Annotated in this window: 15 protein-coding genes and 2 pseudogenes; 7 read left to right on the top strand and 10 right to left on the bottom strand. The window is 59.4% G+C overall.

Annotation, left to right across the window (positions count from 1 at the left end):
• Positions 1-69 precede the first annotated feature (69 nt).
• Positions 70-451, bottom strand: a pseudogene (tnpA, locus tag VC352_RS20935) (IS200/IS605 family transposase).
• 85 nt (positions 452-536) lie between these two features.
• On the opposite strand from tnpA, the pseudogene VC352_RS20930 reads away from it, so the two are divergent.
• A pseudogene (locus VC352_RS20930) lies at positions 537-1,700 on the top strand (IS3 family transposase).
• Positions 1,701-1,738: 38 nt separating this feature from the next.
• Here the strand turns inward: VC352_RS20930 and VC352_RS20925 are convergent.
• The 3 genes from VC352_RS20925 to VC352_RS20915 form a co-directional block, all read right to left on the bottom strand.
• Positions 1,739-3,247: a tripartite tricarboxylate transporter permease gene (locus VC352_RS20925; protein WP_322981435.1), complete on the bottom strand. Its 1,509-nt coding sequence runs from the start codon at positions 3,245-3,247 to the stop codon at positions 1,739-1,741.
• A gap of 3 nt (positions 3,248-3,250) precedes the next feature.
• Positions 3,251-3,700, bottom strand: a complete 450-nt coding sequence (locus VC352_RS20920) for a tripartite tricarboxylate transporter TctB family protein (RefSeq protein WP_322981434.1) — start codon at positions 3,698-3,700, stop codon at positions 3,251-3,253.
• A gap of 77 nt (positions 3,701-3,777) precedes the next feature.
• Positions 3,778-4,755 (bottom strand): tripartite tricarboxylate transporter substrate binding protein, encoded by a 978-nt coding sequence (locus tag VC352_RS20915; protein WP_322981433.1) that lies wholly within the window; start codon positions 4,753-4,755, stop codon positions 3,778-3,780.
• Between the two features lie 226 nt (positions 4,756-4,981).
• Here VC352_RS20915 and acnA point away from each other — a divergent pair, with 226 nt between their 5' ends.
• Both acnA and VC352_RS20905 read left to right on the top strand, forming a co-directional pair.
• Entirely contained in the window at positions 4,982-7,612 is a 2,631-nt protein-coding gene (gene acnA, locus VC352_RS20910) for an aconitate hydratase AcnA (protein WP_322981432.1), read from the top strand.
• 57 nt (positions 7,613-7,669) lie between these two features.
• On the top strand, positions 7,670-8,404 hold the full coding sequence (locus VC352_RS20905) for an ABC transporter substrate-binding protein (protein ID WP_322981431.1): 735 nt from the start codon (positions 7,670-7,672) through the stop codon (positions 8,402-8,404).
• 4 nt (positions 8,405-8,408) lie between these two features.
• Here the strand turns inward: VC352_RS20905 and VC352_RS20900 are convergent, their stop codons facing one another.
• Positions 8,409-9,332, bottom strand: coding sequence for a GntR family transcriptional regulator (locus VC352_RS20900; protein ID WP_322981430.1), 924 nt, complete (start codon positions 9,330-9,332; stop codon positions 8,409-8,411).
• 224 nt (positions 9,333-9,556) lie between these two features.
• Here VC352_RS20900 and VC352_RS20895 point away from each other — a divergent pair, with 224 nt between their 5' ends.
• The 4 genes from VC352_RS20895 (at position 9,557) to VC352_RS20880 (ending at position 14,019) form a co-directional block, all read left to right on the top strand.
• Positions 9,557-10,444: a LysR family transcriptional regulator gene (locus tag VC352_RS20895; RefSeq protein WP_322981429.1), complete on the top strand. Its 888-nt coding sequence runs from the start codon at positions 9,557-9,559 to the stop codon at positions 10,442-10,444.
• A gap of 341 nt (positions 10,445-10,785) precedes the next feature.
• Positions 10,786-11,838, top strand: a complete 1,053-nt coding sequence (locus VC352_RS20890; RefSeq protein WP_322981503.1) for a lactonase family protein — start codon at positions 10,786-10,788, stop codon at positions 11,836-11,838.
• 93 nt (positions 11,839-11,931) lie between these two features.
• Positions 11,932-12,999, top strand: coding sequence for an MFS transporter (locus VC352_RS20885; protein WP_322981428.1), 1,068 nt, complete (start codon positions 11,932-11,934; stop codon positions 12,997-12,999).
• Between the two features lie 87 nt (positions 13,000-13,086).
• Positions 13,087-14,019 carry an NAD(P)-dependent alcohol dehydrogenase gene (locus VC352_RS20880; protein ID WP_322981427.1) on the top strand — a complete coding sequence of 311 codons (933 nt, stop codon included), beginning with the start codon at positions 13,087-13,089 and terminating at the stop codon, positions 14,017-14,019.
• Between the two features lie 292 nt (positions 14,020-14,311).
• Here VC352_RS20880 and VC352_RS20875 read toward each other — a convergent pair whose 3' ends face one another.
• The 5 genes from VC352_RS20875 to VC352_RS20855 form a co-directional block, all read right to left on the bottom strand.
• Entirely contained in the window at positions 14,312-14,902 is a 591-nt protein-coding gene (locus VC352_RS20875; RefSeq protein WP_322981426.1) for a TetR/AcrR family transcriptional regulator, read from the bottom strand.
• Positions 14,903-14,969: 67 nt separating this feature from the next.
• The gene (locus VC352_RS20870; RefSeq protein ID WP_322981425.1) at positions 14,970-15,803 is read right to left on the bottom strand and encodes an enoyl-CoA hydratase/isomerase family protein; all 834 of its coding nucleotides are present in this window, start codon (positions 15,801-15,803) and stop codon (positions 14,970-14,972) included.
• 24 nt (positions 15,804-15,827) lie between these two features.
• Positions 15,828-16,562, bottom strand: coding sequence for a nitroreductase family protein (locus VC352_RS20865; RefSeq protein WP_322981424.1), 735 nt, complete (start codon positions 16,560-16,562; stop codon positions 15,828-15,830).
• Positions 16,559-17,476, bottom strand: coding sequence for an alpha/beta fold hydrolase (locus tag VC352_RS20860; RefSeq protein WP_322981423.1), 918 nt, complete (start codon positions 17,474-17,476; stop codon positions 16,559-16,561). The genes VC352_RS20865 and VC352_RS20860 overlap by 4 nt, the downstream gene beginning before the upstream one ends.
• A gap of 116 nt (positions 17,477-17,592) precedes the next feature.
• Positions 17,593-19,323, bottom strand: coding sequence for a hypothetical protein (locus VC352_RS20855; protein ID WP_322981422.1), 1,731 nt, complete (start codon positions 19,321-19,323; stop codon positions 17,593-17,595).
• Positions 19,324-19,417: the final 94 nt, after the last annotated feature.

The following is a 19,417-nucleotide window of genomic DNA, read 5'->3' as shown; positions in this document are numbered from 1 at the left end:
AAAGCCGGGGGCTTTAATCTGTTAGCCCCTCAAAGGGGCAAGTAGTGGGCCGCCTGAAGACGGCTGGCGTTACTTGCCGAATTTAAGCTGATTATAGTGCTCATCTTCCTTTTCCTGATTTCGGATGTAAGCACGCCCCATTTCCTCATCCAGCCCAACCGTTGAGGCGAAGTATCCTCTGGCCCAGAAATTTTCACCGGTGAAATTCTTCGTCTTGCCGATGAAGCGCCGGGCTATCGAGATCGCACTCTTTCCCTTGATGTAACCAACCACATACGACACCGAGTGCTTGGGCGGAATACGTGATGCACATGTGGACATGGTCTGGCATCAAATGGCCTTCCACGATCCGACATTCCCGCTGCTTCGCCAACTCATGCAACACCTCACCCAGGTGCTTCCGGATCGCCCCGAAGATGTCCTTCTTGCGCCTCTTCGGAATGAAGACAATGTTTGTACTTACAGACTCACTGTAGTTGTCTACTAACCCCGGACACCGATTTAGGCGAAAATCCTCGCCGTTAGAGAGGTGTCTGATGAGCGAGCAACGACGTACGTTTTCCGCCGAATTCAAGCGAGAGGCTGCTGCCTTGGTGTTGGACCAGGGTTACAGCCATATCGAGGCCTGCCGCTCACTGGGAGTGGTGGATTCGGCATTGCGCCGTTGAGGGAAGCAGCTCGAGGCGGAACGCCAAGGCGTGCCCCCTAAGAGCAAGGCGCTGACGCCCGAGCAGCAGAAGCTCCAGGAGCTGGAAGCCCGGATCAATTGGCTGGAGCGGGAGAAAGAGATATTAAAAATGGCTACCGCTCTCTTGATGTCGGACGAACTCGATCGTACGTGCTGATAATCCAGTTAAGTGAGCAGGAGCCAGTGGAAGTGGTCTGTTCAGCCTTCGATGTGGCGCGGTCTTGCTACTACGCCCACCGTCTTCGATGAGGCCATGTTGATGCTCGCCGCGTTGCGCTACGCAGCCAGGTCAATCAGTTGTTCAGCCAGAGTTGAGGCTCGGCCGGCAGCCGCAGCATCCTCGGCATGCTGCGCGAAGACGGCGTGACAATCGGTCGTTTCCGTGTGCGTCGGTTGATGCGAGAGTTGGGGCTGGTCAGCAAGCAGCCGGGGGCGCACGCCTACAAGCAGGCCACGGTAGAGCGCCCGGATATCCCGAACCGGCTGAACCGCGAGTTCACTGTCCAGCGCGCCAACCAGGTGTGGTGTGGCGACATCACCTATGTCTGGGCGCAAGGTCGCTGGCATTACCTGGCCGAGGTGCTGGATCTGCACACACGGCGGGTGATCGGCTGGGCGTTCTCGGCCAAGCCAGGTGCTGACCTGGTGATCAAGGCACTGGACATGGCCTACGAACAGCGCGGCAAGCCACAGCAGGTGCTGTTTCATTCGGATCAGGGCAGCCCAGTACGCCAGTCGCCTGTTCCGTCAACGACTCTGGCGCTACCGGATGCAGCAGAGCATGATCCGTCGGGGGAATTGTTGGGACAATTCGCCAATGGAGCGCCTGTTCTGCAGCTTGAAGTCAGAGTGGATCCCGTTGACGGGCTACCTGGCGGCGCAGGAGGCGCAGCGGGACATCACTCATTACCTGATGCACCGCTACAACTGGATCAGGCCGCATCAGTACAACGGCGGGCTACCGCCCGCCGTGGCCGAAGAAAAACTCAACCCACTGTCCGGGATCGGTTGACAACTACAATGTAGAGCCTCCAGCCCTCATGCATTGGCCTAGGTCAGTCGCTCGCGATGAGCGCTACGGGCGCGCCAACCTCGATAAAGCGGTAGAGCGATCATAACGGCTATTAGTGCCCAGACTACCCAAGTAATTGGGCTGGAGAAGAGGATGCCAAGCTCTCCGTCAGATATTGACAGGGCACGACGCAGGTTTTGCTCCATCAGTCCGCCGAGTATGAAGCCCAGCAGAACTCCTGATAAAGGAACGTCTAGCTTGCGTAACAGATAGCCGGAGACGCCAATGGCGATCATTAGGAACAGGTCGAAGGTGGTTGCATGCACTGCATACACGCCGATCGATGTAATGATGGCGATTGCTGGTACGAGCGCCCAATAGGGGACTGCAAGGATCTTGGTGAACACCTTTATCAACGGCACATTCATCACAATCAGCATAACGTTGGCGACAAACAGGGAAGCGATCAGTCCCCAGACAATCTCAGGCTGGTTTTTGAACAACAGTGGTCCTGGTGCGATGTTATAGAGGGTCAGCGCTCCGAGCATGACGGCTGTGGTGCCGGAGCCAGGAACACCAAGGGTCAACATTGGAACCATTGATCCACAGGCCGAAGCGCTGTTAGCTGCCTCTGGTGCGGCCAAGCCGCGAAGGTCGCCGTTACCAAATGTGTTGCCTTTGCCTGCTAGGCGTTTTTCCGACATGTAGGCAACAGCACTGGCCAGTGTTGCCCCTGCGCCAGGAAGAATGCCAAAGATGAAACCAAGTGAACCGCTGCGCAGGTTAGTGCCTAGCACAGAGGCTCCTTCCTTGAAATTGAAAAGCATACGCCCGCTTGCTTTTAAGGCTTTTTGTCCATGGTGAGTGCGCTCCAGTAGCACGAGAATTTCGCTCACTGAAAACAAGCCAAGCACCAATACAACGAACTGGATACCGTCGGCTAAACCGAGGCTGCCGAAAGTGAACCGGTAGACGCCAGTATTTGCGTCGATCCCAATACAAGAAAGGAATAAACCAAGACAGGCTGCGATACCTGTTTTTAGTGGTTTGTCACCAGCCATTCCAGCCATGCAAACGATAGCGAACACCATGAGTACGAAGTATTCAGCGGGGCCGAAGGCCACGGCCCATGAGGCTAACAGGGGGGCAAAAATCACTACCCCACAGGTCGCTATCAACCCTCCAGCGAAAGAAGCCCAAGCCGATATAGACAATGCGATGCCAGCCTTACCCTGGCGTGCGAGAGGATATCCATCGAGAGTGGTCATTACTGCGGCCGCGTCACCGGGAATGTTTAGCAAGATCGACGAAATACGTCCTCCATACTCGCAACCGAGATAGACTGCTGCCAACAAAATCAGGGCTGTTTCGGGGGGGAGACCGAGCGCGAAGGCGATTGGTATCAATAACGCCACTCCGTTGATAGGGCCAAGCCCCGGTAGCAGACCTACTACAGTTCCGATGAAGGTTCCGCACAGGGCTGTCGCTAGGTTGTAAGGGCTAAGGGCGACACCGAAGCCTTGCCCTAGGTAACTCAGGGTATCCATGACTCAAAACTCCAGGGAGGAAAGCATGCCTAGCGGCAGTGGTACATCGAGCACTCGGTCGAACAAAAAATAGAGTGTGATCGCCAAAGCAGGGCCTGAGACCACGCTAATAGCCCAACTGCCCGCATACAGACGGGCCATGACGATGGCGAACACAATGCTGCTTGGGATGAAGCCGAGCAATTCAAATGCTGTGGCATAGAGAGTGAACAGAGCGATACAGGTGGCGACTTTGAATATGGCCTTTTTGTCCATTGGTGGCTCAGGCCTGTTGGCAACTGTTGACTTGAGCAACAGGTGTAAAGCGCCTAGAGCGATCAGAGTGAGCAGTAGGATGGGATAGGCTTTGGGGCCGACGGGTTCGTAAGAGTAGGGGGCGTGATAGCTCCAGGCGACACTGATTAGTCCCAGACAGGCGAGCACCAGTACCGCACCAAAAATGCGTTGAGACATGACCTTGCTCTCGTGTAGTGCGGGGGCAGGCAGTGACGCCTGCCCCGATGTAGTAGATTCACCCTGTTGTCAGGGGCTTACTGAACTAGGCCGAACTCCTTGGCGAGTTCTCGATACTGAGCCGTCTGTTGCTTGACGAGGCTATTCAGCTCGTCGCCAGTCATGGCGAACGGATAGAGTTGGCGCTGCTCGCGTAGCTTCGCGAAGTCTTCGGAGGCCAGCAGCTTGTCGAAGGCGTTCTTCCACCACGCATAGGCTTCCTCGCTGACGTTGGGGCCTACGTAGAAACCGCGAACCACTGGCCATGTAACGTCATAGCCCTGTTCCTTGGCAGTGGGAATGCCGGACACCACATCGCCTGGCAGGCGTTCATCGGAGAGCACCGCGAGGATGCGCATGTCGCCACTCTCAATATGAGGGACCGAATCGGCTATGTCGGTGCTGGCCACTTGGATATGGCCTCCCAGCAGTGCCGTGGCCAACTCACCGCCGCCTTCCATTGCCACATTGCGCAGCTTGCCGGGTTCGACACCTGCCGCTCGTGCGATCAATGCAGTTTGCATCCAATCCTGGCCACCAACGCTGCCACTCGTGCCAATGACTACTTTGCCTGGGTCGTTCTTTAGCGCGTTGATCAGGTCATCGAGGCTTTTCAGGGGAGAGTCACTGCGTACGGCAAGCGCACCGTAGGTTTTCCCGAGGCCTACCAGCCATCTGACGGCCGTTTCATCGAATCGCCCATATTTCCCCTGGGACATGCTCAGAAGCGTTCCGCTGGAAAATGCAGTGATGGTCCCGGGTTCTGCATTGCGATTACTGGCCACCGCGTTATAGGCGACCGCGCCACCACCACCTGGCATATAAGTCACGCGCATTGGTGACGACAGTAGCTTGGCGTCGAGCAGGGCGCTTTGCGCCAGTTTGCATGTGAGGTCGAAGCCGCCTCCGGGGGCTGCTGGTGCAATGCATTCCGGTCTGCGCGGTTCATCGGCCAGGGCATGACTTGTCATCAGGCAGGAGGCGGTAAGCAGGACTGCTCGCAGTGATTTCTGCATGGGTGTTCTCCAGTGGGATCTTTATTGTTGGGCGCTGGTCTGGTGGCGCGCCTGCCGTTACCGATCGCCTGATGCCTGGGTGATCGTGATGGCAGTTACGTCCTTGCCTCGTCAGCGTGTCTTTCACTGAGTCGTCACATATCGAGATCGACGGCGGGCCATTGCTCTACGCCTCCGATCTCAATAAGATTACATTTTTAGCATGAAAAATGTAATTTGGATATCCATGAAAAACACAAAAACCTATCCATGTGAATATTTGTCCATCGGCAATGAGCGTTACCGCTTCGTCGATCTACCCGCCATTGCCGGGGATTGCCTGGAGCAATTGCCGGTGGTGCTGCGCCTGATGCTGGAAAACGTGCTGCGCAACATGGCAGGGGAGGAGCGTGACGCGGCGGTGAGCGCGATCTTCGACTGGCTGGGCACAGGCACCAGCGAGGACGAGATCGCATTTCGCCCTGCGCGGGTGCTAATGCACGACACCACCAGCACCCCGGCACTGGTGGATATCGCGGCCATGCGCGATGAACTGGCCGAGGCGGGCGCCGATCCGCGCTTGCTCAATCCGGTGCTGCCGGTGGATGTCTCGGTCGACCATTCCCTGGCAGTGGAGGCCTATGCCCGCGGCGATGCGGCGGACCTCAACATGGCCCACGAGATTCGCCGCAACCGTGAGCGCTACCAGTTTCTGCGCTGGGCCTCGCAGGCGCTCGATGGCGTGCGGATCAACCCGCCCGGCACCGGCATCATGCACACCATCAACCTCGAGCAGCTGGCCACGGTGGTCACGCAAGCGCGTGGTGAGGATGGCGAGACCTGGCTGATGCCGGACATGATGATCGGCACCGACAGCCACACGCCGATGATCAATGGCATCGGCGTACTGGGTTGGGGCGTTGGCGGCCTGGAGGCGCAGACGGTGATGTTCGGCATGCCGACCATGCTGCGCGTGCCGGACGTGATTGGCGTCGAGCTGACCGGCCGGCTGCGTCCGGGGGTGCTGGCTACCGACCTGGCACTGACCGCGACCCATCTGCTGCGTGGCATCGGTGTGTCGGGCGAGTTCGTCGAATACTTCGGCCCCGGCGTGGCGACCCTCACTGCCGGCGAACGCGCGGTGGTGGCCAATATGGCGCCGGAGTACGGCGCCACCACCGGGTATTTCCCGGTAGATGAGCAGACCCTGGATTACCTGCGCCAAACCGGCCGCAGCGAAGAGGCCATCGAGCGCGTGCGCACCTACCTGCAGCGCACCGGCCTGTGGTTCAACCCGCAGGCGCGGCCGCGCTACACCCGCGTGTTGCAGATCGATCTGGACAGCATCCAGATGCATGCCGCCGGCCCGCGTCGGCCGCAGGATCTGCTGGCCTATGGCGAGATTCCGGCCGCGCTGGAAAAGATCGGCTTCAGCCCGTGTGGCGACTCGGCGCTGCCGAGGCACCCGGTGGCCATCGCGGCGATCACCAGCTGCACCAATACCTCCGATCCGGCGCTGCTGATCATGGCTGCGTTGCTGGCACGCAAGGCGCGCAGCTTCGGCTTGCAGGTGCCGGCCTGGGTCAAGACCTCGATGGGCCCCGGTTCGCCGGCGGCGGCTGCCTACTTGCAGCGCGGCGGTTTCCTCGACGATCTGGCTGCCACCGGCTTCGACATCGTCGGCTACGGCTGCACCACCTGCATCGGCAACTCCGGGGGGCTACCGGTGGTGATTGTCGAGCAGGCAGCTGCGGGCGCCATTCACCCGGTGGCGATGCTGTCCGGCAACCGCAACTTTACCGGGCGTATCCATCCGGATCTCGACCTGGGCTTTCTCATGTCGCCGCCGCTGGTGGTGGCCTACGCCCTCGCCGGCGACGCCATGCGCAATTTGGCCAGCGAGCCGGTCAGTCATACTCCAGACGGTGAGCCGGTGTTCCTCGCCCAGCTGTGGCCCAGCCACGCCGAAGTGGCCGAGGCGCTGCAGCAGTCGCTGGATGTCTTGGACTTCAAGCGCTGCTTCGAGCAGGCGCAGGGCAACCCGTACTGGCAACAGCTGATTGTCGGCAATACGCCGCAATTTCCCTGGAGCGAGACCTCGACCATTCTGCGTCGGCCGCCGTTCGCCTCGCTGCGTTACGGCTCGTTGCTCGGCAATTACACCGCAGCGCCGCTGCTGGTGCTCGGTGATGACATCACCACCGACCACATCTCGCCGGCCAGTGCGATTCCGGCGGACAGCCTGGTGGCGGATTTCCTCGTCGAGCGCGGCGATGCCCGTGACGATCTCAACGTGTTCGCCTCGCGTCGTGGCAATTGGGAAGTGATGCTGCGTGCGGCCTTCCACAGCAAGTCACTGGTCAACCGTCTGGCGCCCGGCGCGCCGGTGGCGCATACAGTGCACGCGCCGTCCGGGCAGCTGTTGCCGATCTGGGAAGCCGCGCAGCGCTATCAGGACGACGGCGAGTCGATCGTGCTGGTGGCCGGTGAGCGTTATGGCACCGGCTCGTCGCGCGACTGGGCGGCCAAGGGCCAGCGTCTGCTGGGCATTCGCGCAGTGCTGGCGCTGAGTTTCGAGCGCATTCACCGCTCCAACCTGATCGGCATGGGCGTGCTGCCGCTGCGTCTGCCGGCTGGCAGTGGTCCGGATGCGCTGCAGCTGCAAAGCGGTGACCGTCTGCAGATTCAGGCTTGCGAAATTCAGCCGCGTTGTCCGGTGCCTGTTACCCTGATTCGTCACAATGGCGAGCGCATCGAACTACAGGCTACTGCAGCGGTGGAGACTCAGCTGGAGGTCGAGTTGCTGCGTCAGGGCGGGGTGATTCCGACCATCCTGCGCAAGACCCTGGCCGACGCCGGGCAAGCGCCTGCCGCCTGACAGCCCTCGGGGCGGCTCGCGCCGCCCCTTTATCGAACTGATTGCAGGAGAATTTTCATGAATCCGTCTGAATTCCTGTTGAATGCCTTCGCCCCCGAGGGCCGTTTGCGCGCCTCGATCAATCTGGGTAATCCGATCCTCGCCGGCCGCGATGAGAACGGTCAGCCCTGCGGCGTATCGGTTGATTTGGCCCGTGCGCTGGCCGCGCAGCTCGGCGTCGAGCTGGAGTTGGTGGTGTGGGACGCCGCCGGCAAGTCGGTGGAGGCGGTCGAGGACGAGCGCGCCGACTTCGGCTTTTTCGCCATCGATCCCAAGCGGGCCGAGCGCATCGCCTTCACCGACGCTTACGTGTTGATCGAGGGCAGTTACCTGGTGCGCGAGGATTCGCCGCTGCGTGACAACGCCGAAGTCGATGGCGCCGGCACGCGGGTCACGGTGGGTAAGGGCAGCGCCTACGACCTGTTCCTCACCCGCGCGTTGCAGCAGGCGACTATCGAAAGGGCGCCGACCTCGCCGGCGGTGGTGGAGCATTTCCTCGCTCATGGCCACGAGGTGGCTGCAGGTGTGCGTCAACAACTGGAGGCAGATGCGGCGCTTATAGGGGGGCTGAGACTGCTGCCTGGGCGGTTCATGGTCATTCGCCAGGCCATGGGCGTGCCACGCAGCCGGGGTGAAGAGGCGCTGCGATTTCTTGCCCAGTTCGTCGAAGAGATGAAGGAATCGGGCTTCGTTGCCGAGGCCCTGGCGCGTCACGGCATCCAGGGTGCCTCGGTCGCGCCGGCAAACGGCTGAGCCGTCAGGCGCTTTCTGGCTTGAGAATGTCGTTGATGTCGCTGAGGTTTCTCAGCGTGGCCTGGAGGTGGGTGCGCAGGGCGGCGGATGCCTGCTGGGCCTTTTTCTTTTCCAGCAGATCAAGAATTTCCAGGTGCTGCTCGCAGTGCTCAACGTATCGTGTGCGGTTTTTCATCGAGCGATATGAGAGCAGGCGGCGCACCTTGTTGACTCGCTTGATGGTGTCGATGAAGAAGGGGTTGCCGGAGGCCTCCACCAGGGCTTCATGGAAGCGTACACCGCGATCATGCAACTGGTCGGCGGTGGCGGTTTCTATGCCGCCATTGATCAGCTCCAGTTCGACGGCTCGGCAGCGTTCGATGATGGTCGGCGCCAAGTGATAGCCCGGTTCCAGCAAGGCGGCAGGCTCAAGAGCAAGCCGCATGCGATAGGACTGCAGCAGGCTGTCCGGGGTCGTCAGCATGGAGGAGAACTCCCAGCCGTAGCCCGGCTTTCGAGTCACCCAGCCTTCTGCCGTGATGCGGGCCAGGAGGGTCTGCAACTGGGTGCCTGTCAGCTCGTAGCGTGCCTTAAGGGCCACTTCGGAGACGGTCATGGGCAGCTTACCTGTCAGCAGGTCATCCGCGATGGCGAAGTAGGTCTTGCCAACCACGCTTTGCGCCGGTTCTACAGCCGTGGCGCTATGCGTGCTGGGATCTTGAGCGAGGAAATAGCCTCGGTTTTTCAGGCGTACGACGAAGCCTGTCTGGCAAAGCAGTTGCAGGGCGTCGTTAACGGGCGAGCGAGACACGTTCAAGTGATCGGCAATTTTTTGAGCTGCCAAGTGCGTGCCGATGGGGGCCTGCTGGCGGGCAAGCAACTCGACGATCTTGGGCATGATCAACTGTGCGGTATTCATGGCGGCTGTGGCCTCGGTCAGGCCGGACACTTTAATGGGCACTCGGAGTGCATTCAATCCTGCGCAGGGCCAATGCCAAGGCCATCGCTCGCTGGCAGTGAGCGAAGCGAGCAAAGACTGTGGCGTTCCAGTTGGAACTCGGGGTGCTGCATGCCGCGCAGCCGTGTCGAAGCACTCCTGCCGTTCTCGATTCTCGCTTGGGATACGGGCCCCGTCGTTTACTTTCGGAGGCCTTCGCCTCCGTGGAATCATCGATGCGCTATGACCTGATCACCCTGGATGTTTTCACTGCAGTTGCCGAGGAACGCAACCTGACCCGCGCGGCCGAGCGCTTGCATCTGGCCGTGTCGGCAGTGAGCAAGCGTATCGCCGAGCTGGAGCAGCAGGTCGGCTCGTCGCTGCTACTGCGCTATGCCCGTGGCGTCGAGCTGACCCCGGCGGGGCAGTCGGTGTTGCACTACGCGCGTGAGCTGCGTTTGCTGCTCGGGCAGATGGATGAGGAGCTGGGCAGCTATTCGGCGGGGGTCAAAGGGCATATTCGTATTCATGCCATCACCTCGGCGCTTACTCAGTTTCTTCCCGGCGATCTACAGCGTTTCATCGATAGCTACCCTCAGATCAACTTCGACATCGAGGAGCGGGTGGGCTCGGCGGTCGTGCAGGCGGTGATCGAGGGGCGTGCCGATCTTGGCATCTTTGCTGAGCATACGCGTAACACCAGTCTGGAAACCCGACCTTACCGGCAGGATCAACTGGTGGTCGTGGTGCCGCGTGAGCATGTGTTGAGTCGGCATGCCATGGTGTCTTTCCAGCAGGCGCTGGAACATGAGTTCATCGGTCCGCACCCGGACAGTTCACTGTATAGCCTGTTTGCGCAGCGGCAGGCCGAAGCTGGCATGAGCATGCGGGTGAGGGTGCGGGTCAGCAGTTTCGAGTGCATGTGTCGGCTGGTAGCGGCACGGGTTGGCATTGCCATTCTGCCCAAGGCGGCGATCGTCCAGTACCTGCGACCGATGAAGCTGCAGATGATTCGCCTCGAGGAAAACTGGGCTCGGCGCATGCTGGTCATCGGTGTGCGCAGCATGGATCTGCTTACGCCCACCGTTCGCACGTTGTTCGAGCATCTCGCTGTTCAGGATTGAGTTTCCGAGCGTTCTCCATAGGAGAACGCTGACTTGGCGAAACATCAATTTTCCTCCCCTCGACCGCTCCCTAGGATGAGGCAAAGACAACGCAGGCGAGCGCGCTTCAGACCATGAGCGCTTCTCACGACTCCTGTGCCGTCGTGACGTGTTCGTCAGCAGACCTTCTGCGCATGCCAAGGACAATAAGAGTGCGTGATCACAATGCTCCGCCGGGCGATCCGAAGCGGCGCGAACTGCTTATTCAGGCCGGCAGCCTGGCCAGCGCCTCCGTGCTTGGCAGTCTGCTGCCCGGCACGCTGCAGGCCGCACAACGCCCTCACTATTCAGGAGAACGCCACATGTTCGCGTACGTCGGCAGCCGTACCACGCGGGAGCGCAATGCCCGTGGGGAAGGCATCAGCGTATTCAGGGTCGACCCGGACAGCGGAACTCTCGAACGGGTGCAGGTACTCGGTGATCTGGTCAATCCATCGTTCCTAACCCTAAGTCAGGATGGCCGCTTTCTCTACAGCGTGCATGGCGATCAGCATGAGGTCAGCGCCTTCAGTGTCGACCGTGAAAGCGGCCGTCTGAGTCTGCTCAACCAGCAGAGCACTCAGGGCCAGAACCCGGTGCACCTGGCGCTCGACCCCAGTGGACGTTTCATGGTGGTGACCAACCATATAGGCCACAGCCTGGCGGTGCTGCCGGTGCAGACCGATGGCCGCCTGGGCGAGTTGACCCAGTTGTTGGCAGTCGAGGGTGAGCCTGGCCCACATCGGGTCGAGCAGCCATTCGCCAAGCCGCACCACAACCCCTTCGACCCAACAGGGCGTTTCGTCATCGTGCCGGACAAGGGGCAGGACAAAATTCTCAGCTTCCGCTTCGATAACGGTCGTCTTGTGCCTGCTACACCCGCTTTCGTCGCCACCCGAGACGGCGCCGGCCCGCGCCACTTAGCGTTCCATCCCGCAGGGCGTTGGGCTTATGCGGTCAACGAACTGGACTCGACCGTCACCGCTTATGCCTACGACGCCAGTATGGGCGCTCTGCAACCGTTGCAGGTGTTGTCAACGCTGCCGTCGAGCTTCACCGGCAACAGCCGCGCCGCAGAAATCGCCGTCACAACCGACGGGCGCTTTCTCTACGCCTCCAATCGTGGTTTCGACAGCATTGCGGTGTTCGCCATCGATGCGCAAAGCGGCCTGCTGCGCTTTGTCGACACCATTGCCAGCGGCGGTCGTACGCCGCGTTTCTTCGCGATCACGCCCAATGGTCGCTTCATGTTTGCCCTGAACGAGGACAGCGATTCGATCGTGACCTTCGCCATCGATCCGCAGCGTGGCGTGCTCGACGCCACGGGGGCGTCGGTTCGCTGCGGAAGTCCGGTGTGCATGGTTTTTTCCGCCTGAAGATTGACTCAATAAAAACAAGACTGGCCGCCCGCGCGCGGCCCTGTGAGGCCCTCAATGACAACAACAGCAAGCAGCCGTTTTGAAAAGACGGTGGTGCGCAAGGTCACTCTGCGCATCATTCCTTTCGTTTTCCTGCTCTACATCGTTTCCTATCTGGATCGTGCCAACATCGGCTATGCCGCGCTGCAGATGAATGCCGAGTTGGCGCTGTCGGCTGAGGCCTTCGGCTTCATTTCCGGCATTTTCTTTCTCGGCTACTTCCTCTTCGAGGTACCGAGCAACGTGTTGCTTAACCGTTACGGCGCCCGGGTATGGATCGCCCGCATCTTGGTTACTTGGGGTGCGATTGCCGCCGCGACCGCCTTTGCCGAGACCGCCAACCAACTTTATGTGCTGCGCTTTTTACTGGGCGTGGCCGAGGCTGGTTTCTTCCCCGGCATCATCGTCTACCTGACCTATTGGTTCCGCTCTAAGGAACTGGCGACCACCGTGGCGTTGTTCACCGCCGCTATTCCGGTGTCGTACATCATCGGCGCGCCGCTGAGCACGTGGATTATGGACAACATCAATTGGATGGGCTGGAGCGGCTGGCGCTGGATGCTGTTCCTCGAAGGGATCCCGGCGGTGCTGCTCGGCGTAGTTTGCTACTTCTATCTGACCGACAAGCCGGAACAGGCCAAGTGGCTAACCGATGAGGAGCGCACCTGGCTGCTCAACGAGATGGAGAACGACCGCAAGGCGCGCAAGAACGTCCAACACTTCGGCGCGATGAAGGCCATGACCAACCCGAAGGTGCTGTATCTCTCCTTCATCTACTTCGTCTACCAATGTGGCAGTCTCGGTGTCGGCTACTGGATGCCACAGATCATCAAGAGCTTCTCTGAATCGCTGACCCACACACAGATTGGTCTGATCGCCATGGTGCCGTACATCGTCGCCACCATTGTGATGATTGCTTGGTCGCGCAGCTCCGACCGTCACAATGAACGCAAGCTGCACGCAGCGATCCCGTTGGCGGTTGCGACCGCCGCCATGGTCGGTGCCGGCCTGGTGAGCAGCCCGGTACTGGCCATCGTCATGATCAGCCTGACGCTGGCGGGGCTATACAGCTTCAAATCACCGTTCTGGGCGCTGCCGACGTTGTTCCTCATCCGGTGACGCAGTCACGGTGACTCACGCGAGAAACGCCGAGCCTTGAGTTGGGTACCTGCGGCACTTCTAACGGCCAACACCATGGAGACATCAATGAAACGAGTGCAGTTTGTGCGCTACGGCGGCCCTGAGCACATGTCTTTCGGCAACTATTCCTTACCCGCTCTTGAGCCAGGGCGCGTGAGGGTTCGAGTAAAAGTGGCGGCGTTGAACCCACTGGACTGGAAAATCCGGCGCGGCGCCATGCGTATTGTGACGGGGCGAAAGTTTCCCCAAGGCATGGGTTCGGACTTTGCGGGTGTTGTCGAGGCGGTTGGCGCACAGGTCAAGGATTACAGGGTGGGGGATGAGGTATTCGGCACCCTTGAAATCAAGCGGCAGGGGGCCTTTGCCGAATGGGTCGATGCCGATGCCCGTTTGATCGCACGCAAGCCCGCTGCGCTGTCGTTCAGCGAGGCTGCGTGCCTGCCGATCCCGTCGGCAACGGCCTGGGCCGCTATTGTCGACAAGGCTAAGGTGGGCAGGGGCTCTCGGGTGTTTATCCACGGCGCCAGTGGCGCGGTAGGCCGTTCGGCCATGCAACTGGCGTTGGCGCGTGGTGCTGAGGTCGTCGTGGCGAGTAGCGAGCGTACGCGTGATCAGTTCAGCGGGCTTGGCCTCAAGGCTGTTTGTCTGTATGGGGATAGCGCGGCGTTTGTCGCGAATGGGCCATACGATGCTGTATTCGATACCTTGGGTAGCCTTCCGGTTGCCGAGGGCGTTGCTTTGTTGAACGCCCATGGGTGTTTTCTGGATATCAACCCGACACCCGGACGGATCTTCAGAGGGCTGATTTCTCGGCGCTATACCATGGTTTTCGCCACGGCTGGCTTCAAGAACCTAGCTGAAATTTCCAAGGCTGCCGCTGACGGAAAGTTGCGGCCAAGTATCGGTGAGCAGGTGCCTTTTGGCGAAGCACTGACCGCGATAAGGACTGCAGAACAGGGCGAGCGTCCTGTGGGGCGCGTGGTTCTCATGCTTTCGTGATCCGACGCTGCAGGCCGGGGCGCCAACCTGGTCATCGGCATAAAAAGAAGCCGCCATCGAGGCGGCTTGAGGGGCCAACCGGATAAGGCCGACCAATCAGGTGAGTCGCCGTGTTGGTGGGGCGTGCGTTGATCATTCGCACGTCAGGTTCAACGGACGGTGCCCAAGTACAGGCCACAGGCCAGCGTCGCGAGTCCGGCAAGTATGGCTGTCAGCGATATCCTATCGACCAGTCTGGATTATTGGACGATGACGTCGGCCCGGACGTCTTGTTCCGCAGCGGCACGGCGTTTCAGAACGGAGTCGCCCCCGCTGTTACAGACAAGATGGACATCGTGGCGACCATCGCCGCTTTCATCGCTTCAGGACTTTCTTGGGCCCGGCTCAACAACGCAGTACCCAACCATAAGCTGTAGAGCATATTGGCCAATTGGCCGGTGCTACAGCCTGTCAGCCTGCGCTGGGCAGGTAGCAGCTCGATGTATCGAACCAGGAGTGCCAGGGTTCGCTCCGTGTGCACGGTCAGTGCTGCTTGCATCTCTTCAGGCAGGTACTCCGCTTCGGCGTTCAATTGGGCAATGAGACGAAGTCGGTCGCAGGGCTGCGTGAGCAGCTCCTTTATCCATTGATCAATATGGGAGTCTCCCGGAGAGTCAGCTTCACCATGCATCAGCATACTTAAACCGGAGAAGCAGACGTCGAAGCTCTCCTGCAGCATCTCAAGGCCAAGCCCCTCCTTGGACTTGAAGTGGTAGTAGAAAGCGCCACGGGATGCATTGGCTGTCTGCAGCAACTGATTGATGCTCATGCTGCTGAATCCATATCGGAACATTAGCTGTCGCCCGGCGGCCAAAAAACGGGTTCTGGTCTTCGTGTTACTCATGGCCAGCATCTCGCTCCAACTGACCGCGGTAACGGCGCACGGGCCTGGCAAGGAAGGGGCAAGACGCTCAGTCTCGAACCAGGCCCGGCGTTCTGCTCGGCTCATCGGTGCGACGGTCGGGATGGTCCCGTTCCAGAAACCGGCGCAAGCCCACCTGGGTTTCCGGTTGGTGTATCGAGCGATTGAAACACTCAGCCTCAATCCGCAGTCCTTCAGATAACGGCAGCCCATAGCCGCGAACCGCCGCCTCCTTGTCCGAACGCATGGCTGGCTGGGGTAGGCTGCACAGAAATTTCGCCAGTTCGATGGCCCTGTTCAGCGACCGGCCCTTAGGCACGAGCTCATTGACCAGGCCGATGGCATGCGCCTCGCTGGCGGAGATGACTTTGCCGGTCAGAATCAGTTCCATGGCGCGCCCCATTCCGACAATGCGCGGTAGCCGCTGGCTGCCACCATCGGCTAGGCCGATGTTCCAGCGACGGCAGGTAACCCCGAATGAGGCGTGCTCTTCGGCGATGCGGATATCGGCAAAACACGCCCACTCCAAGCCCCCGGCATATGCCGCGCCATTCACTGCTGCGATCACGGGTTTGTAGATGTCAGTCCAGCGGCTCGGGCCCAGGATACCTGGGCGCTCGCCTCTATCATGGGCCGCTATCTCCTCGGGAGTGGAGGGCACAAGGTCAAAGCCTGCCTCGAGATCTCCGCCTGCACAGAAGGCCTTGTCGCCTGCACCTGTGAGTACGGCTGCCAGCGCACAGGGATCGTCTCGAAAGCGCGTCCAGGCTTCGATTAGCTCCAGGTGCGTGGTGGGGCCAATGCAGTTTCTCTTTTCCGGTCTGTTGAATCGAATCACCCGGATTGGGCCGTGCTCTTCATACTCTATCTCGCTGAACGCCATGTCACTGTTCCTCTTGTTGTTCTATCAGTACCAGAGCACATGCTGCTCCAAGGGAAAACGGAGTCTCGGGTTGTAGACCGCGCGCTCGCCGGGAAGGCCGACTGCCAGCAGCATGATCGGCATTGCGTCTCCAGGGATTGGCAGTACTTTGCGTAAGCGCACCTCGTCGAACCCTTCCATGGGGCAGGTGCTGTAGCCGTAGCTCTGGAAGGCCAGCATGAGGTTCTGGGCCGCTAGGGCCGTGGATTTCACTGCCCACAGCCGCATCTGCTTCACGCTATTCGGCGTCCACATGACCGGCTGCTTGAGGCTCATAAAGCGCAGCATCTGGCGCTTGAGAAATCCTCGCCAACCCATCCACCCCTGGTTGTACTGAAATGGCGCGGTTTTCTTGTAAAACCGCTCGATTGCTGGCGGCACCGAGGGCTCAGGCCAGAACTTGAGAATGTCGGCACACGACTGTTTCCAGGTATCTGGGCGTGCGAGTACGGCAATGATGAGCGGGGCTTTAGCGGCGCTTTGTCCCAGGCATACCGTCCTCAGCTCATGGAGCAAGGTCGGGTTTTGCACCACACAAAAGGACCAGGGTTGCAGATTGCAGGAACTGGGAGCCAGCGCGGCAAGCTCCAGGCAGTGCCTGATCACAGCCTCCGGTACCGGGTCGTCTCGAAAGCGTCGTACTGCGCGCCGACTTTCGATCAGCGAACTGAGGGCTTCAACCGCTTCAGGAGCCTCGCTGACTGAAGTTACGTTGTTCATCTTGAGGCTCCGGCTTGGCGGCAAGGTGAGGGCTGTTCGCTCGGGCTCTGGACCGCGAACCATTCAAGCGCTTCATCCCAGAAAGTGCTGAACGACTCGCGGAAATAGCCCATGTGACCAATGCTTCCTTTCGCCTTATCAAGACTCAGGTTCCGCACCATCAGAGGAGCATTGCTGTACCCCTTGATGAAGGCGTCTCGCGATGCTGGTGGGGCCCAGCGGTCATCGATCGCGTTGGCAAAGATGCAGGGGATTCGGACTTGCGCGTAATTCTTTGCCACTGCGGTCATCTTGGGGTCATCGAAGAGGTGGTGAGGGTATGCACACCAGCGGCGCCAATCGCGGTAAACCCCCAGCGGCAGGTCGTCGCCCATGCCTAGGAGGCTCCAGGCCATGTAGCCCTTGCAGGAGACGATCAGGGGCATGATGAGCGACCACAAGAGACGAACTTTGATGGCTTCGAGCCGAGGCATCCAGCCTATCCAGCCCGCGCCAACTCCAAAGCAATAGGCGGCGGTCACTTTGTGATGGTTAGGAATCAGGCCCAGTGCCTGGCTACCGAAGGAGTGACCGATCCAGTACAGCGGCGTTATCCCGTCATCCACGTACTCAACGGCGGCGGTCAGATCGAGAGAGCCCCAGTCTTGATAGGACATCTTGAAGCTTTTCAATGAGTCCGGCTTGGATCCACCGATGCCGCGGTAATCCAGGGTCAACACGCTGAAGCCGCGTCGGCTCGCATACTCGGCAAATCGGCGGTAAAAGCGCTGCTGGACACCTGTGGCACCCGCGACAATCAAGTTGCCCAGCAGGCAGGACTTGGCCGGATATAGGGTCGCAGCAAGCGGGTAGCCATCCATGGCAGCCAGCTTGATTGGTTGACCTGTCGAAAAATCTGCAGATAGAACAGTCATCAATTTCGTCTCAACGTGTTCATGAACGGCAGGCACTGGCTGCTATGTCTGCCTGCAGGATTTTGCAATGTAGAGGGTGGCTCCCTGGGCGCTTGGGTTTTGCATCTGATGTGGGCTCAACAGACCTTTACTTGTGACAGTTGGGACAGGCGTGCGCCGCAGCGTCTTAGCCGATCTACCAGGATGGGGATAAGGCATTCGGCTTCGGAAAAATAGAGCCGAGCAAGCGCGGGTTTTGAGTCTGAGAACTCTCCAGATGTGATTGCGGCCGTTGCAATCCAAGCCCAGAGATAGCCGAAGAGGATTGTCCCCATAAGCTGCTGACTATCAGCCGTGATCAGGGAGCGAAGATCCCTGGTTAGCTCATATGTCAGTTGAATATGCGATGCCAGGTGCTCCATTTCGTCAACCCAGCGGTTCAGAGTCGAGGCCATTTGCTCTTCGAAGGCAGGGTGCTGTTGGAGCTGGCTTCTGAGCGCTAAAGCCAAACCATTCATCTCAGTCAGCGGGGACGATCTTTCAGCTGTCGAATGGAGGCCCTGCGATCTGGTGGAGCTTTCATAAATAATCTTGCTGAGCGCAGACTCAGTCACCAGTCGTTCCATGCCCCATCTGATCTCGGCGCTGATACTTGAGGCGAGAGGCAGAGCAGCCGCTATGCGTTTGGTTGACTCCTCAAGCACATAGCTTTCGACGATGGGGGCCAATTGCTCCAAGAGCTGCGACGCTTGCCCTCGGTTCTGCAGATCAGAAGCGCCTTCTGCCAGATCCAGAAGCGTACTGACCCATGTGCAGAGCAGCCGTGTGGGTTCAATGAACAGTCGAAGTTGGGCCAAGCTGACTTTGATGTCGATTGAGTTCAGTGCAGGCCTGGCAACGGGTTCCGGATGCACCATCCAACTGAGTTCTGGGACGCGGTAGCAATCCTGAGTAAGCCTCAATGCGTTCTGGTAGGTAGTTTCAGCCAGTCCAACTGCCTGGATCCCGAGTGCAAGTTGTGTTCTGCAGAGTTTCGGCCGGATAACCGCAATACAGCGCTGCAAATCGCCGACTAAATGGCCTTTGGCTCTCTGGAATTGCAGGGTGCAAGTTGAGTCGCTGGCTCCAGTCGTACGGGGGCTAAGAGAGCTAACGGAAACGCCGTTGAGCTCGCCCGACTCAAGATATTTAGGTACCGCGAAAAGGCATAGGGTCGCGGGCTTTGTGTCTGCGCATTCTTGTTCTCTAGCGAGTACGAGATGGACGGTATTCTCGACCATATCCTGAGTGCAATCGACCATGGCAACCTTTGTGCCGCTCAGGAGATAGGTGCCATCCATTTGCAGAGTGGCAGTAGAGCTGACTCGCTCAAGGTTACATCCAGCCTGAGGTTCTCTAAGGCATAGCGTGCCGAGCCATTCGCCGTTCGTGAGCCTGGTGCGATAGGTGGTGCGAACTCGCTCGTCATCAGAGCGTTGAATGCACTCAATGATCTCTTCGCGAGATTTTGCGAGCGAGCTAAACGCCAGATTGGAGGAGGCGAGCATTTCGTTGAAGAAGGTACAGGCTGCTCTGGGAAAGCCCAGGCCGCCTTCTGCACGTTCGCGGGATAGCCGAGGCCAGCCGTTCTCATGAAAGACTCGATAGGTATTTGCCAGGCCTTCCTCGACGGCACTTCGTTCGTGAAGCGTCGGTGGTGAAAGATTCAGCAGCTCTTGTGCAAGCTCGGCTGCCACCTCAAGTGTCGCTCGGATCAGACCCGGGCTGACGTGTCGATGCTCTGGCAGGTGGGAGAGCAGCTTCGGCAAGCGAAGGACTTTGTGTGCCACAAAGTCGAATTCGTCGAGAGGTGCTTGGTAGTGAAACATTGTGTCTATGCCTTGATGTTGAGCGGCCAGGAGGCTTTTTTGCTATGGCACTGCTCTACCTGCGTCTGACAGTGAAGTCATACTTACCATTTGT

Origin of the sequence: Pseudomonas sp. C11, from assembly GCF_034683865.1 — a bacterium.
In the GTDB taxonomy this organism is placed as follows: domain Bacteria; phylum Pseudomonadota; class Gammaproteobacteria; order Pseudomonadales; family Pseudomonadaceae; genus Aquipseudomonas.
This window is presented reverse-complemented; position numbering and strand designations above follow the sequence as displayed.